The 15,780-nt window shown below is 69.0% G+C and carries 12 protein-coding genes; 3 read left to right on the top strand and 9 right to left on the bottom strand.

The genetic code is table 11. From position 1 onward, the window contains the following. Window positions 1-201 precede the first annotated feature (201 nt). From ABD998_RS11190 to ABD998_RS11180, 3 genes are all read left to right on the top strand, one after another. Window positions 202-2,550 (top strand): hypothetical protein, encoded by a 2,349-nt coding sequence (locus ABD998_RS11190; protein WP_345439103.1) that lies wholly within the window; start codon window positions 202-204, stop codon window positions 2,548-2,550. 105 nt (window positions 2,551-2,655) lie between these two features. After that, on the top strand, window positions 2,656-4,032 hold the full coding sequence (locus tag ABD998_RS11185) for a D-alanyl-D-alanine carboxypeptidase family protein (RefSeq protein ID WP_345439101.1): 1,377 nt from the start codon (window positions 2,656-2,658) through the stop codon (window positions 4,030-4,032). A 304-nt stretch (window positions 4,033-4,336) separates the two neighbouring features. After that, a complete protein-coding gene (locus ABD998_RS11180; protein ID WP_345439099.1) occupies window positions 4,337-5,836 on the top strand; it encodes a right-handed parallel beta-helix repeat-containing protein in 1,500 nt (499 codons plus the stop codon). A 123-nt stretch (window positions 5,837-5,959) separates the two neighbouring features. Here the strand turns inward: ABD998_RS11180 and ABD998_RS11175 are convergent, their stop codons facing one another. The 9 genes from ABD998_RS11175 to ABD998_RS11135 all read right to left on the bottom strand — a co-directional run bounded on the left by ABD998_RS11175 (window position 5,960) and on the right by ABD998_RS11135 (window position 15,720). Further along, on the bottom strand, window positions 5,960-6,718 hold the full coding sequence (locus ABD998_RS11175) for a hypothetical protein (protein ID WP_345439097.1): 759 nt from the start codon (window positions 6,716-6,718) through the stop codon (window positions 5,960-5,962). Window positions 6,719-6,821: 103 nt separating this feature from the next. Continuing rightward, complete coding sequence (locus tag ABD998_RS11170; protein ID WP_345439095.1) at window positions 6,822-7,091, bottom strand: hypothetical protein; 270 nt, start codon at window positions 7,089-7,091, stop codon at window positions 6,822-6,824. Between the two features lie 30 nt (window positions 7,092-7,121). Further along, complete coding sequence (locus tag ABD998_RS11165) at window positions 7,122-7,664, bottom strand: VanZ family protein (protein ID WP_345439093.1); 543 nt, start codon at window positions 7,662-7,664, stop codon at window positions 7,122-7,124. A gap of 137 nt (window positions 7,665-7,801) precedes the next feature. Then, window positions 7,802-9,115, bottom strand: coding sequence for an NtaA/DmoA family FMN-dependent monooxygenase (locus tag ABD998_RS11160; RefSeq protein ID WP_345439091.1), 1,314 nt, complete (start codon window positions 9,113-9,115; stop codon window positions 7,802-7,804). 25 nt (window positions 9,116-9,140) lie between these two features. After that, window positions 9,141-10,466 (bottom strand): NtaA/DmoA family FMN-dependent monooxygenase, encoded by a 1,326-nt coding sequence (locus ABD998_RS11155; protein WP_345439089.1) that lies wholly within the window; start codon window positions 10,464-10,466, stop codon window positions 9,141-9,143. Beyond that, a complete protein-coding gene (locus ABD998_RS11150; protein ID WP_345439087.1) occupies window positions 10,463-12,061 on the bottom strand; it encodes an ABC transporter substrate-binding protein in 1,599 nt (532 codons plus the stop codon). Before ABD998_RS11150 ends, ABD998_RS11155 begins: the two co-directional genes overlap by 4 nt. Window positions 12,062-12,125: 64 nt before the next feature. Beyond that, the gene (locus ABD998_RS11145; RefSeq protein WP_345439085.1) at window positions 12,126-13,862 is read right to left on the bottom strand and encodes an ABC transporter ATP-binding protein; all 1,737 of its coding nucleotides are present in this window, start codon (window positions 13,860-13,862) and stop codon (window positions 12,126-12,128) included. Further along, a complete protein-coding gene (locus ABD998_RS11140; protein ID WP_345439083.1) occupies window positions 13,859-14,740 on the bottom strand; it encodes an ABC transporter permease in 882 nt (293 codons plus the stop codon). Before ABD998_RS11140 ends, ABD998_RS11145 begins: the two co-directional genes overlap by 4 nt. After that, window positions 14,737-15,720 (bottom strand): ABC transporter permease, encoded by a 984-nt coding sequence (locus tag ABD998_RS11135; RefSeq protein ID WP_345439081.1) that lies wholly within the window; start codon window positions 15,718-15,720, stop codon window positions 14,737-14,739. Before ABD998_RS11135 ends, ABD998_RS11140 begins: the two co-directional genes overlap by 4 nt. Window positions 15,721-15,780: the final 60 nt, after the last annotated feature.

Here is a 15,780-nt window from a genome sequence, read left to right as displayed (position 1 = left end):
CCGCGACCTCGACCCCACCCTCACCCGCACCAAAGTCGCCCGCCCCGTCATCATCGACGGCCGCAACACCCTCACCCCCACCACCTGGCAAAACGCCGGCTGGACCTACCACGGCATGGGACGCTGAGGAAGGAGCGGATCGAGATCACATCGCCGGACGCAAACAACGAGGTCATCAGGCAGACCTTTTCCCGACGCGGCGTGAGTCGACGTGGCTTGCTTGCCGGGGGCGCACTCGCGATTCTGGGCACCTCGATCATCCTGCGGGCGGCGGACGCCAACGACGCAGCAGGGCGATCGTATGAGACCCCGCATACTGAGATCGAGCCGGTCCGACCGCTTATCGGCGAGGGGTTTCTCATCCGTCCGGAGGGGAAGACGGCAGCCATTCTCTTCTGCGACGAGGACGGCAACGAGGTCCAGCGCTTTAGCGGCTTCCGCTTCCGTGACAGTGTCTTCCATCCCTCGCGCGTCTCCGTGGGAGAGGACGAAGGAGGATTCCCGGCGTTCGTCGTGGAATGCGCGACGCCCGACGGTTCTGACGGCACCGTCGGAGCGGTCTTCGCGCCGCGCGGGCGCCGGCTCGAGATCACCTATCAGTTCACGAACTTCACTGAGTTGACGCCGAAGGAGGGGATGATCCTCCGTGAGACCCCCTCACGCGACGCCGTCGAGGAGATAGCGCACGGAGTCTTCGACTGGACCCGTGACCCGCGCGGAGGCATTCCCTTCCAGCGCGACGGCACATTCGTCTATACGCAGAACTACAAACGCCGGCGCCTTGGTCTGGTGGCGAAGACGACGACCACGGAATGGCGGGACAATCGCGCCCTGCACCTCCCTCCGCAGCTGCAGGAGGACGGTAGCTATCGCTCCACGATTCGGGTGGCGTTCGCGGAGGATGCGTCGCCCGCCATGCTCGTGGGGATCGCAGAGGCGCATCCGCTTCGCGTTGAGCTCAGCACGGCAGCCCCGTTCAACATCTGGCGGTCCCCTTCAGACGCGTCCATCACGGCCACCGTGCTCAACGGTCGCGCCGACAGGGATGTCCGACTGAGGTGGAGCGGACGCGACTTCGATGGTTCGGATATCGGCTCAGGGGAGACCGTCGTCTCTCTACGGAGCGGTGAGTTCCGAGCCGTCGAGATCCCCCTGACGATGAACTCCCGAGACATCGGCTTCCTGGAAGCGACGGTGCGCGCCGATGGCGACGAGCACTACGATCGCACGAACGTCGCCGTGCTCCCGGACCATGAGTTCGGTGATGACGCATCGCATTCGCTCTTCGGGATTGCTGCCGCCTATCTCTTCGATACCGACGAAGAGCGCTCGCTTCTGCGACGCATCGGCGCTCGTCGCAGCCGCCACATCTACTTCTCGAGCGATCAGTTGTCGACGTACGGTGTCTCGCAGCATCGAATGCGCACGCCGCCGTCGCTCGATGCCTTCTCCGACGATGACAAGGCGATGGTGGCGTACGTCGACAGTGAGATCGACCGCGCGGAAGCGGGAAGTGCCACCGCCTACGAACTCGGAAACGAGATGAACCGCTGGGGCGACGGTCCGTACACGGGAGATGGCGCGGCTGAATATGTCGACAGGTGGGTTCGCGCGTTCCGTCGCCGCCTTCGCGCCCGGCGAAGCCCACTGACCCTCATCGGAGTAGGGCTCGCGGGAATGGATGTGCCGTACGCGAAAGCGCTCTTCCGCGCGGGTTTCGCCAAGTACGCGGACGCTTTCAACCTGCATCCGGGCCGCGGAAACGTCACACCGGACTACGCACCCGACTGGCGTGCGATACGGGACGGCTCTGATCGGACGTGGAGCTACCTCGGCGCCCTGAAGGAGGCCCGGGGGATGATCGAAGATCACTCCCCAGGACTCGAGCTCTGGCTGACCGAGGTGTACGCGTGCACCCGACCGAACGCGTGGTGGGATGACTCGTATCGCCACGCCGCTTCGAACGTCCTTCTGAGCGCGGCTCTCGCGCACACCGTGGGTGTCACGTCGATGATGTGGTTCCAGCTGTACGACAACATCCGCGCCAATCCGCATGGCGCGCGGCCCACCGACCGCGAGCACCACTTCGGACTCCTCTTGCGCGACTTGAGTCCGAAGCCCTCCCTCCTCGCATACGCAGCAGCAGCCGAGAACCTCGACGGGGCCTCGTTCACGCGGTGGCTCGATCTGGATATCGACGACATCTTCGGCCTGGAGTTCGAGACCCCCCGCGGCGTCCTCACCATCCTGTGGAGTCGCGCCGACGGGCACCGGCTCAACACGGAATCAGCCCGCGACGGAAGCTTCTATCCCTCCCCCGAGCCCTGGGAGGAGACGTGGAAGACGAAAGCCGAGCTGAGTCTGCCATCGGATGCAGGTCATGTGACCGAGGTCGACGTAATCGGGCGATCCCGCACGATCGATGTGGACGATGGCAACGCCAGCGTGGTGCTCGACGGAGCGCCGCGGATGTACTACGGCCTCCGCAGCGAAGCCTTTGCCACCGCACGTTCGATACCCGGCGGGGTCCGGCAGCCGTCCGCCGGATGAGAAGGTGCGCCTGCACGGTACCCGCGGGCACCTCTCCCGGTCGCTTGCGGCCTCTCGCCACCGCCCCGCTACCATCGAGACGGTGACTTCCGGGGGGATCGACGCATGGCGAGCAGCACGATGACGGGTTCGAGCGCACGAAGCCGATCGCGAACACGTCGTTGGGTCGCAGTTTTCGCAGCCGCACTCGCGATCGGCGGCCTCACCGCGGTCGCCCCGACTGCCCCGGCGCCCTCTGCCACCGCGGCGACGTCCGCACCCGATCCCGACGACAGCCGCCCCATCTACCGGTTCTGGAGCCAGGGCTACGACAACGCCCACTTCTATACCCTCGATCACTCCGAAGCGCAGAACCTCCACACGAAGGATGGCAACTGGGCATACGAGGGCACCGACTTCCGCGTGTGGCCGCTCGAATCGGGCACCTGTCCTGCCGGCACATCGCCCGTGCACCGGTTCTGGTCATCGGCCTACTCGTCGCACTTCTACACGATGAGCGCGTCCGAGGTCGAGCGCGTGCGCACCACCGACTCCAACTGGAACTACGAGGGCGTGCGCTTCTGCTCCACCCAGAGTCAGAGCGCCGGAACCACGGCCGTCCACCGCTTCTGGAGCCCAGCGTTCCGCAAGCACTTCTACACCGCCAACGCCGCAGAAGCCCAGAACCTTCGCGACAACGACGCGAACTGGAACTACGAGGGCGTGGCCATGTACGCGCCGACGTCGGGCGCCGGCTCCGCGCCGATCACGGGGGCCGCCGCACCCCGCGTCGGCTGCCAGTCACCCGCCTTGCCAGCCGCTCTCGCCGTAAAGGATGCCGCGCGCATCACCCAGCTCTTCGGCGGCGCGGGCGCTCTCCGGGATGCCATCGCGGCCGGCCGCGCCGACTGCCTGCCGCTGGACGACCCGGCACTCCCCTGGGTCGTCGTCAACAAGCAGCGCGCGATCTCGCCGCTCAGCTACACGCCGCCGTCCCTCACGGTGCCCTCGTCCTCGCTCGTCGACGGCGGCATCCGCTCGGACGCGATCGGCTCCTTCGAGCAGCTGCAGCGCGATGTCGCGAACAGCGGGGCGGGACGAATCGCGCTCACGAGCGGCTATCGCTCCTATGCGACGCAGGCGGCCATCCACCGCAACCAGGTAGCGCTGCTCGGCCAGGTCGAGGGAGAGCGTCTCGCCGCCCGGCCGGGCCACAGCGAGCACCAGCTCGGTCTCGCCGCCGATGTCGTCGCCTGCGGCACGAACGGCTGCGGGTCGCTCTACTCCTTCGCCGGCACGGCTCAGGAGAACTGGGTGCGCGACAACTCCTGGAAGTACGGCTGGATCGTCCGCTACGAGTCGGGTCAGTCCGGGACGACGGGCTACAACCCCGAACCCTGGCACCTGCGATACATCGGCGTGGATCTCGCCCGTGTGTATCACGACGGCGGATACCACTCGCTCGAGGCGTTCTTCGGGCTGCCTGCCGCGCCTCAGTACTGAACAGGGGCCCTCTGGGCTCAGCAGCAGTTTCCGTCGCTCGGGGAGGCGCTCCCATAAACGCGCAACAGATATGGCGCATGCGGCCGTCGGAGACATACGCGTGGTGCGGGCGCGCTGTGTATCCAACGATCGCCGGTTGCCGCGCAGGGTTGCCCCACCCAATCAACCCGCCTTCTGGACTGCGATCCTCCAACGTAGTGCGCTTGAGGATCTGCTGGGTGGACCCGCAAGCTCGCGAGTCGCATGAAGTCCGGATGTGGATACCTCATCGCGCGAGTGTCAGCCGCTACTCTATGCTCCTGCCATGAGCGCAGGAGTGGGGCGTCGCGGATTCGTCGGAGGTGTGGCGGGCACCGCCGCAGGATTTATGTTTGGGCAAGCGCCTCAAGCGCCATTCACTGTCGCGCCGATGTCGATACCAGAACTTACCGACTGGGAAAACCATCGGGGCCTTGCACTCGTTGACAGATACCCAAGCTCCGACAGCTGGGATTCATCTCGAATCGCAAACGCAATCGAGGACGCCTTGACCCGCGGCTTGGGTGGAGTACTATTTTCAGCCAGGGATTATGATCTAAATGTCCCTGTGGTCATCCCGCCCGTGGATGGCTTCATACTCCAGGGCATACGAGGTCAAACGCGGTTCACACGAACAGCAAACGGTGTAACGGGAACCGCATTCCGCATGGCTCCGCCGATCGGAACGACAATTAAGAATATTGTCTTCGACGGGCTGACATTTTGGGGTGGAATGACGAACATCGCGGACCTCGGCACCCGCCGCGCCAGAAGGAGTGGAAGCGGGGCCACGGAAAGTGAGGGTGGCGCGGAAATCGTATTCTCCGATGCGCGTCTGAGGGCCGCAATCTCCTGCGAGGGCGACCTCGCCAAGTATTGGAACTCAGCAGGAGACGACGTACCCAATCAGTATGGGGTCACACGAGATGTATATGTCCGAAACTGCGAGTTCGTCGGGCTACAGGGACTGCCGGTTTTCTTCCGCGGGGCGCGAGGGGTTTCGTCCGTCGAGAGTTCACGCTTCCAACGTTGCCTCGACCCCGGGTGGGTCTATTGTGAGGATGCTCGGTTCGAGCACAATTTGTCGGAATACTCGATGGATAATGGCTGCTCGCTTTCGCGAGGTTGCGTGAATGTGCGTGCGGTCGGAAACACAATCATTGCACCATGGTTCAATGGAATTTGGGTCGGGGGCTTCCGGCAAGATCCACCTACGGGTAGCACCCCCAGTCCAAAACCAACATTTGGTCCAAGAAATGTGGTGGTGGAGTCAAACACGATCACACGAGCAGGCGAGTACGGGATATACGGCCGAGATTCCTACGGGCGGTTTGTCCTTGTGGGCAACAACATTCTCGACACCATTCCACCTGAGGGAACCGGAGCTACCCGTGGTGCGGGGATCGTAATCGATGCGTGGTCAGCGGATGAGATGCCACTCTCGGTCACGATCAATGGCAATACCATCGACGGCGTCGCGCGGTCCTGTATTGACGTCAGGAACGCGCGCAGCGTTACGATATCAGGTAATACGTTGCGAACCGTCGGTTCCAAGACGAACCCTGACGGAACGATACGTCCCGGACAGGCGACTCAACGCGTTGGCGTATACGTTGGCGGACTCAATGCCCTGACCGTCGTCGCGGTCGTCGGTAACACGATTGCAGATCAACGCGGAGCGGCCTCAGCGATGTTCTTCGGCATTTCAATCCCGGCCGGGGCCGGCGCGCGCGTCGTCGAGGGCAACGCCGTCTTTGGAGCAGAGAACGGTAACAATCTTCCCTAAGCGAGCGGGTGCCTGACCGGCCGCCCGACCGCATGCTCGAGAATGACCGCGAGCACCGTGGCTGCTCGGAAGCCCTGGATGTCGCGTCGCACGGACGGGCGGGGGCAGCCCCGGCCGCATCGGCTACTTCGTCTTCGAGGGCGTCACCGCGGCCGTCGTCGAGTCGGTCTGAGGGATGACCACGCGGTACGTGCGACCCGCACTCGTGCGGTATGACAGCGTCGCCGACCCGTTCACGAGCTTCACGGTCGCGACCGTCTTCCAGGTGGTGCCGTTGCGCACCTGCAGCTGCGCCTGAGGGGCCGAGAACTTCACCTGCTCGGGGTAGGAGTACGGCGCGAAGCGCGTCGCCGACACTTTCACCGTCGTCACGCCGTTCGTCCGGGTGATCGATGAGATACCTGCCTTCGTCCTGGAACGGACGTAGAAGTACCCCTTGGTCCCGTCAAGACCGCTGCGGTGCGTGCCCGTCGTGCCCGCATACCACTCGGTCGGGCCGAGCGTGAACTTCCCGAAGCCATCGAGAGGGCAATAGAGGAAGCGGCTCTTCGTCGAACTGCCTGTGGAACCGAAGAACGCGGTCGAGATCAGCTGTCCGTTGCGGGTGACATCGACGAACGCGTCCCAGTACTGCACCCCGACGGGAAGCTTGCGCGAGATCGTCACGGGCACGTACGTGCAGCCATCGGTCGTCGGGCCGACGACGATGCTCGACGCCGTGAGCTTCGTCACGTCGAAGAACGCGGTCGATGCGGCCGTCGACGTCGACACCTGCGGTGCGTCGGACTCATCCGGCGTCGTCGCCGAGGCCGGAACCGCGAGTCCGAGCGCGAGAACGGCACCGCCCAGAAGACTGAGCGCGCGCAGAGGGAGAGAGGGCATGGCCGTCCTTCGGGAGAAAGGGAGAGCGCGCCATATATCGCGCGCGGGACTCACCCTAGTGCCCGCGCGCCCCGGGCACCGCCATCCGTCGTCGCGCAGCGACCTACTCGGTCTCGGAGCTCGCGACCGGCTTCCTCGCGAGACCGATGATCCCGCTGACAACACCGATGACGGCGAGGACGATAATCGCGATCAGCAGCGGCAGCGACGGGGTCTCCTGCAGGATCTGCCCGATCGTCACCGTGGCCATGGCGGCGCCGAGGAACAGCAGGCTCACCGCAGAGCGACGCTCCCGCCCCATGATCAGCATCGTGACAGTCAGAGCGACGACGGCGACCGAGAGTACGAGTGCGACCACGGTGAGCCCAGGCATGCACTCAGCCTACGGCGCGAGCCCGTCGCCTCAGCGCACCCCCGCGCGCATCCGCAGACCCTCCGCGCTCGCTCGGCGACGCGCCTCGTGGTCCCAGATCGCGCGCGCGATGAGCCTCTCATCGCGCGAGGTGATGGCGCCGCGCACGACGCCGAGCGCCGCGAAGCCGATCCATCCGCCCATCGTGTTCGCCACGACGTCGAGCGGGCTCGCGAAGCGCTCGGCGAGGAGCGCCCCCTGCAGCGCCTCGATCCCGATCGAGAACGCCGGCACGATGACGAGCGTGGCCCAGACCGCGCGCCGCGGCAGCGCCATCCCGATGAGGAACCCGAGCGGCACGAACATCGCGATGTTGGCGCCGAACTCGAGCTTGCGATACCCGAACCACCACGGCAGCCCGTTGCGGTGCGCGATGTCGAGCAGGTCGTCGATCGCACCCGACCAGCCGCGGTCGATGGGGGTCGGCCACATCGTCGCGAGCAGCACGATCGAGGCGTAGGCGACGAGCAGCATCACCGACCAGGTGAGGCGCACACGGCTCGGCGGCGGCTTCCTCGGAATCGTGTCGCTCATCGGGCCTCCCGCGTGCGGCCGCTGAGCGGCTCGTCGGTATCGCGCGGCGATGAGCGTGTGTGTCGCGCCAGGATATCGCGGGTGACCGCCCGGCGCACCCCCGCACGATGCGCGATCGGGATGCGCCGGGCCGCGGCTCACTCGAGCCCGAGATTGCCTCGCAGCGTCGTCCCTTCGTACGCGCGCTTGAAGACCCCGAGGTCCTGCAGGTGCGGCACGACGGCGCGACCGAACTCGTCGAACGAGCCGGGGAAGTGCGTGGGGGTGATGAGGAATCCGTCCGCCGACTCCGAGGCGAAGATCCCGGCGAGCTGCTCGGCGACCTCCCGCCCCGTCCCCACGATCTGCGGTGTCAGCTCGCTCTGCGAGAACGCGATCGCGGCGTCTCCGATCGTCGCGTTCGCCCTGCGCTGCCCGAGCAGGTCGTCGAGCGCGGCGATCGCGCGGCTCTTCCGCTGCTCCTCCGTCGCACGCTCGTCGAGCACCTTGAGGTACGACTCGTCGGGGTCGACGTCCGACAGGTCCAGACGCGAGAACTGGCTGAAGAACACGAGACCCGCCTGCGGAGTCACGAGCTCGTTCAGGTGCGCGCGACGCGCCTCGGCGATCTCCGTCGTCTCGCCGATGATCGGCTGCACGGCGGCGAACAGCCGGATGCGCTCGGGATCGCGCCCGAGCGCGGCCGCCTTCTGCTGGATGTCGCGCTTCTTCGCGAGCAGCTCCTCCGGCGTGCGCTCGATCGCGAAGATCACCTCGCCCCACCGCGCCCCGAACTCGCGCCCCCGCGGCGAGTCGCCCGCCTGCAGCAGCACGGGATGCCGCTGCGGCGACGGCGGCAGGTTGAGCGGTCCCTGCACCTCGACGTAGCGCCCCTTGTACTCGGGGGCCGCGATGCGGCTCGTGTCGGCGAACACCCCCGTCTCCTTGTCGGCGACGAGCGCGTCGTCCTGCCACGACCGCCAGAGCGCCGTGACCGCCTCGACGACCTCGTCGCCTCGGTCGTACGTCTCGGTGCGGCCGAGCTCCGCGACGTGCGGGAAGTTGCGGAAGTTGCGCTCACCCTGCGACTGGATGATGTTCCACGCGACCCGTCCCCCCGACAGCACGTCGAGCGACTGCAGCGTGCGCGCGAGGTTGTACGGCTCGTTGAAGCTCGTCGAGAGCGTCACCCCGACACCGAGGTGGGTGCTCGCCGCGGCGATCTGCGCAGCGAGCTGTGCGGGGTCGTGCTTGATGCCGTTCGACAGGCCGTGCCGGGCGAACCCCTCGCCGTACGACACCGTCTCGGGGATGAACGCGAGGTCGAACAGGTAGCGCTCGAGACTCTGCGCGGTCTGGTGGAAGAGCCCCGGGCCCACGAAGTCGCGGTCGGAGTACGGATGGCGCCACGCGCCGGCGAAATGTCCGCTCGGGAAGAGGATGTAGGCGCCGAGGAAGAGCTGACGGGTCATGGAGGGCTTTCTCGTGTGGGGATGGTCAGACGCGCGCGGGCCGCGCGAGGCCGAGGTTGTCGCGGAAGGTGCCGTCGACGTAGCCGGTGCGGTAGCGCCCGCGCGACTGCAGCTCGGGCACGAGCTCGTCGGTGAGACGGCGGAAGCCGTCGACGAGGTGCGACGGCAGCAGGTTGAACCCGTCGGCGCCGCCGCCGTCGAACCGCTCGAGCAGGAGGTCGGCGACCTGCTCGACGGCGCCGACCGGCGCCCAGTGTCCGCCGCCCGCGACCGCGAACTCGATCAGCTTGCGCAGGGTCAGCGCCTCGACGAGAGCCAGGTGCCGGAACAGGTCGTAGCGGGAGCGCACGAGGTCGACGTCGTCGGGCGCGGGGATGGCCGCCTCGGGGATGCGGTCGTCGAGCGACAGCGCCGACAGGTCGGCGCCGCCGAGCATGAACTCGACCTGGCCCCGGCTCGCGTCGTGATCGAGGTACTCGAGCAGCTCCGCCGCGATGCGGCGGGCCTCCTCCTCCGTTCCGCCGAGCACGGGTGCGAGACCGGGCAGGATGAGGACGTCACGCGGGTCCCGACCCGCCGCGGCCGTGCGCGCCTTGACGTCCGCGTAGAACGCCCGCCCCTCGGCGACGATCGGCTGCGCCGTGTACACGACGTCGGCGAACCGCGCCGCGAGATCGCGCCCTGCCGACGACGACCCCGCCTGCGCGATGACGGGCCGGCCCTGCGGAGGCCGGGGCAGGTTGAGCGGCCCCGTCAGCGCGATGTGCTCGCCCTCGTACCGATCAGCGCGGACGCGATCGGGATCGCCCCACCGCCCCGTCTCCCGGTCGAGCACGAGCGCGTCGTCCGCCCATCCGTCCCACAGCAGCGTGACCGCCTCGAGGAACTCCGTCGCGCGCTCGTACCGCACCGCGTGCGCGGGCAGCGGCGCGTCCGAGAAGTGCTCCGCCCCGCCGAAGGAGGTGACGACGTTCCAGCCGGCCCGGCCATCCGAGAGATGATCGAGCGACGCGAGCTGACGCGCGACCGTGTGCGGCGCGTTGAACGTCGTCGACAGCGACGGGATGAGCCCGATGCGGCTCGTGCGCCCCGCGAGGACCGCGAGGAGCGTGAGCCCCTCGAGATAACGGAGCGGACGGACGGGGAACCGCGCGGCGTCGTGCGTCGGACCATCCGCCACGAACAGGTGGTGGAGCGCCGCTCCCTCCGCCCAGCGCGCCTGATCGGAGTAGAGCGAGAGGCGGTACGCCTCCTCCACCCTGCTGCCGTCGCGCCGCCAGGCTCCGGGATGCGCGCCCGCCCCGTTGAGGAGGATGCCCAGCACGAGCTCACGCGGTTCCCCGTGCGTCATGCCCTGTGCACCTCCTGCGCGTACAGGTAGCGCGCCGACCGCGGTTCCCACGTCACGCCGCGCGAGATCACCGCGGTGAAGGGCGACGGGTAGAGGAAGATCGTGTGCGCCTCGTCGTAGTAGTTCTGAACGGCCTCGTCGACCAGCGCACGCTGCTCGTCGACGTCGGTGGCGGCCTGCGCCTGCTGCACGAGCGCGTCGAACTCGGGCGCGATCACGTCGCTCTGGATGTGGTCGGTCGTGAACGGATCGAACAGCTGGAACCCGTCGCGGTACTGCCCGCCCCACATGATGTAGACGAGGTCGGCGCCCGCCTGCGCGTCGCCGTACTGCCGCTCGATCCAGGCGGGGAACGGCGTCTGGGTGATCGTCAGCTCGACGCCCACCTCCGCCCACTGCGCGGCGATCGCCTGCGACGCCAGCTCGGCGGCGACGTACGTTCCCGACGGGACGTCGACCTCCACCTCGAACCCGTCGCCGTAGCCGGCCTCGTCGAGCAGCTCCTGAGCCTTCTCGAGGTCGAAGGGATAGGCCGAGACGTCGGGGTTCGGCTCCTGGAACGGCTCGTACAGCACCTGGCCGGGCAGCGGGTCGACCGACTCGCCGAACAGCGCCTGGATGATCGACTCCTTGTCGGTCGCGTAGTTCAGCGCCTGGCGGACGCGCACGTCCTGCAGCGGCGAGCCCTCCTTCTCCTCGTTGATGGCGAGGACGAGCGGCTGCGGGCCGATGCCGAGGATGGTGTCGTACACGGCCGAGTCGGCGAACAGGTCGAGGCTCAGCGGGTCGACGTTGAGGGCGATCTGCGGCTCACCCGCCTGCAGCGCCGCCACGCGCTGGGCCTCGGAGGCGAGCACCGTGTAGTGCACGCTCTCGAAGTCGGGCGCCTCGCCCGCATAGTGCGGGTTGAGCGACAGCGTCACGCCGTTCTCGAGATCGACCGTGTCGACCTGGTATGGCCCCGACCCGAGCGCCTCCGTGTTGAGGTCGTGGCTCTCCGCGAACGCGCGGTCGACGATGTAGGAGTTCCACAGCCGCCCCGGCAGGTCGATCGCGGGCGAGGAGAGGTGGAAGGCCACGGTGTCGTCGTCCACGGCGTCCACCGAGGAGATGTACTTCCGCAGTGCGGCACCGGACGTGCCCTCGTACTCGGGGTCGAGCAGCTGCGCGAAGTTCCACGCGATCGTGTCGGTCGTGAGCGGCGTGCCATCGGAGAAGACGGCGTCGGTGCGCACCGTGAACTCCCATTCGAGGTCCGACAGCTGCTCCCACTCCGTCGCTAGCCCCGGGGCGACCTCGAAGTCGGGGGTGATCGTCGTCAGCGCCTCGTACACGGATCCGATGACGGAGCCCTGGCTGTCGGGCGAGCCGCCCTTATGCGGGTGGATGCTCGTGAGCTGGCGCGAGAGGGTGAGCTGGAGCTCCTCGCCGACCTCGACGGCTGCCGCGGCCGCGGCATCGTCCGTGTCGGCGGGCGCGACCGAGCTGCACGCGGCGGCGACGGCGATCGTGGCGGCGGTGGCTGCGGCGAGCGCGATACGCGACAGGCGGCGCAGCGTCGGGCGCAGCGAGGCGCGGGGTGGGTGGACGGGCATGGTGACTGCTCTCTATCGGGAAGGGTCGGGAGGGTGGGAGGGGTATGCGGCCGCGTGCGGCCGGTCAGGCGAAGGCTCGCCCGGGGATGGCGTCGACGAGCGCCCGTGTGTAGGGGTGCTGCGGCCGGGAGAGGACGTCGTCGGTCGGCCCCTGCTCGACGATGCGGCCGTGACGGAGCACGACGACGTCTTCGCAGAGGAACCGAACGACACCCAGATCGTGGGAGATGAAGAGGTAGGTGAGATCGTGCTCGGCGCGCAGCCGTTCGAGCAGCCGGAGGATGCGCGCCTGCACCGACAGGTCGAGCGCGGAGACCGGCTCGTCGGCGACGATGAGGCGCGGCTCGCTCGCGAGCGCCCTCGCGATGCCGACGCGCTGCCGCTGCCCGCCCGAGAGCTCCGCCGGCAGGCGGTCGCGGAACCCGCGCGGCAGCTCGACGTCGTCGAGCAGCTCGTCGATGCGCGCCGACACGGCGCGCCGGTCGAGGCCGAGGCGCTGCAGCTCGAGCGGCTCACGCAGCGTCTGCGCGACGGTGAGACGCGGGTCGAGCGAGGCGTACGGGTCCTGGAAGACGTACTGCACGTCGCGCCGCCAGCGCTGCCTGGCCGCGCCGCGCAGACGGCGCGGCTCGACTCCGTCGAACCGCACGCCGCCGCTGTCGGGGGCGTCGAGCCCGACGACGATGCGCGCGAGCGTCGTCTTGCCCGACCCCGACTCGCCCACGATCCCGAGCGACTGGCCCCGCTGCACGTCGAGCGAGACGCCGTCGAGCGCGACATGGCGACGGCGGCCGTCGGGTGCGCGCACCGTGAACGAGCGGTGCAGGTCGACGAGCTCGACGAGCGGCGCCTCCGCGGCATCCGCAGCCGCCGCGCGGTCGCGCGACGAGGCGGGGCGCGACGGCGCGAGTCGCGAGGGGACAGCCGCCAGCAGCGTCTGCGTGTAGGGGTGCTCGGGAGCCCCGAGCACCCGTTCGGTGGGGCCGTGCTCGACGACGGCGCCGTCTGCCATCACGTAGACGTGCTCGGTGCGGTCGGCGATGACGCCGATGTCGTGACTCACGAGCAGGATGCCGATGCCGAGCCGGCGACGCAGGTCGTCGAGCAGATCGAGCACCTGCGCCTGCACCGAGACGTCGAGGGCGGTGGTGGGCTCGTCGGCGATGAGCAGCGACGGGCGGCGGGCGAGCGCCATCGCGATGACGACGCGCTGGTTGAGCCCGCCCGACAGCTCGTGGGGGAAGGAGCCCAAGGTCTTCTCGGCGTCAGCGATCCCGACGAGCCGCAGCAGCTCGGCGGCGTCGGCACGGCGTTGCGCACGCGGCACATCGCGCGGCAGCGCCTCCGCGAGCTGGGTGGCGATCCGCAGGCGCGGGTTGAGGGCGGAGGTCGGGTTCTGGAAGACCACGCCGATGTGCGCGGAACGGTGGGCGCGCGAGGCAGCCGGCCGGAGCGCGCGCACCTCGGCGCCGGCGACCTCCACCTCTCCCCCGTAGGTCGCGATCCCCCAGGGCAGGAGACCGGCCACGGCGAGAGCCGTCAGCGTCTTGCCGGAGCCCGATTCCCCGACGAGGCCGACCGAGGTGCCCGCGGGCACGACGAGGTTGTCCACGCTCACGAGCGGACGTCCGCCCCCGGGGGCGGGATCGCCGGTCACGGGTGCCCCGGTGGTCGCACCGGGCACGGGTCCGCGCCGTGCGATGAGGTCGATGACGAGATCGCGCACGACGAGCGCATCGGCCGGCACCGCGCCATCCGCCGCCCTGTCGATGAGGGCGGGCGTCTGCAGATCGGCGGTCATGCGCGCTCCCCTCCCTCTCGCCGTGCGGTGCCGAAGCGCTCGGCGAGCCCGTCGCCCAGGAGCTGCAGGGCGACGATCGTGACGATGAGCGCGAGACCGGGGAAGACCGAGAGCCACGGCGCGGCCGAGAGCCGGGCCTGCCCCGATGCGACCATCTGGCCCCAGTCGGGTTCGGGCGGCTGCACACCCAGGCCGAGGAATCCGAGGCTCGCCTCGAGAAGCAGCACCGCCGAGCCGCTCAGGGTGAGGGCGACGAAGAAGAGCGGGAGGACGCTGGGGAGGACGTGCCGCCAGGCGAGGGCGAGCCGACCGGCCCCGGAGACGCGGGCGGCCTCGATGAACGGCTGCGCGACGACCGCGCGGGCGTGGCCGCGCACGACGCGGAAGGTGAGCACCCAGGCGCCGAGCACGAGCACGAGCACGAGCGGCGCGAACGAGTTGCCGACGAACGACAGGATGACGATCGCGAGCACGATGCTCGGTACCGCGAGCTGCACGTCGGCGAGGCGGCCGCCCACGGCGTCGACCCACCCGCCGACGAGGGCGCCGGCGAGGGCGAGCACGAGGCCGAACACGGAGGCGATGATGCTCGCCACCGCCGTCACTCCGAGCGCCGTGCGCCCGCCGTGGAGAACCCTCGCGAGCTGGTCCCGACCGAGCTCGTCGGTGCCGAACGGGTGCGCCGCCGAGGGCGCCTGGAGGATGGCCGTGAAGTCCTGGGCGAGAGGATCGGGTGCGATCCACGGCGCGGCGAGCGTGACGGCCACGACCACGGCGAGCGCCACCGCCCCTGCCGCGCCCGACGCGCCGAGCCGCCGACGGGGTGTCTGCGAGGGACGGGCCGCCTCGACGGCGGGCGGGATGTCGACGACGGTCATGAGCGGAGCCTCGGTTCGAGCAGGGCGGCGACGATGTCGACCGCGAGGTTGATGACGACGAAGCCGATCGCGATGACGAGCACGCAGACGATGACGAGCGGGTAGTCGAGGTTCTGCACGGCACTGATGGAGAGCTGGCCGATTCCCGGCCATCCGAAGACCGACTCGGTGACGACCGCGCCGCCGAGGAGCACCCCCGCCTGGATGCCCACGACGTTGAGGGTGGTCCCGAGGGCGTTGCCGACCACGTGGCGGAGCACGATGACGCGCTCGGGCAGCCCCTTGGCCCGCGCCGTGCGCACATGATCGGCCTGCAGCACGTCGACGAGCGCCGTGCGGAACACCCGGGCGACCGCGGGGATGAACGCGACCGAGAGCGTCAGAGCCGGCAGGACGATGCCCGCCGGCCCCGCCGAGGCCGTCGCGGGGACCCATCCCAGCCACACGGCGAACACGAGGATCGCCAGGACGCCGAAGAAGAAGGTCGGGATGGCGTCGAGCGCGGTCGCCACGGCGAGGGGGACGCGTCGAGCCGCCGCCGAGCGCGCGGTCGCGGCCACGTAGCCGATCACGGCGCCGACGACGACGCCGATGAGGAGGCTGAGTCCGCCGAGCGCGAGGCTCGCGGGGAGCCGGCCCAGAGCCACGGCGACCGGGTCGCCGCCGTAGCGGATCGAGTCGGGGAAGTCGCCGGCGACGACCGAGGCGAGGAAGCGGCCGTACTGCACCGGGAGCGGCTGGTCGAATCCGTACAGCGCCGTGAGGCGGACGATCTCCTCGGGAGGGGCGTCGGGTGCCACGAGCAGGATCGCCGGGTTGTTGGTCGAGTACAGCGCGAAGAACACGAGCGTCGCCGCTCCCCACACCGCGAGGAGCCCGGTCGCGGCCCGGGAGGCGAGATAGCGCCAGCTCACGGGAGGGCGGATGCGGCGCAGCGCGGCCGGGATCGGACGCGCGGCGACGAGGGGCGGAGACGACATGGCGGACCTTCGAGACGACGGCGGGGACCGCACCATGACGCCAGAGGTCCGCCCGCCACG

The organism is Microbacterium gilvum (genome assembly GCF_039543865.1).
Taxonomy (GTDB): domain Bacteria; phylum Actinomycetota; class Actinomycetes; order Actinomycetales; family Microbacteriaceae; genus Microbacterium; species Microbacterium gilvum.
Note: the sequence above shows the minus strand (reverse complement) of the source record. Positions and strands in the feature narration are given on the sequence as shown.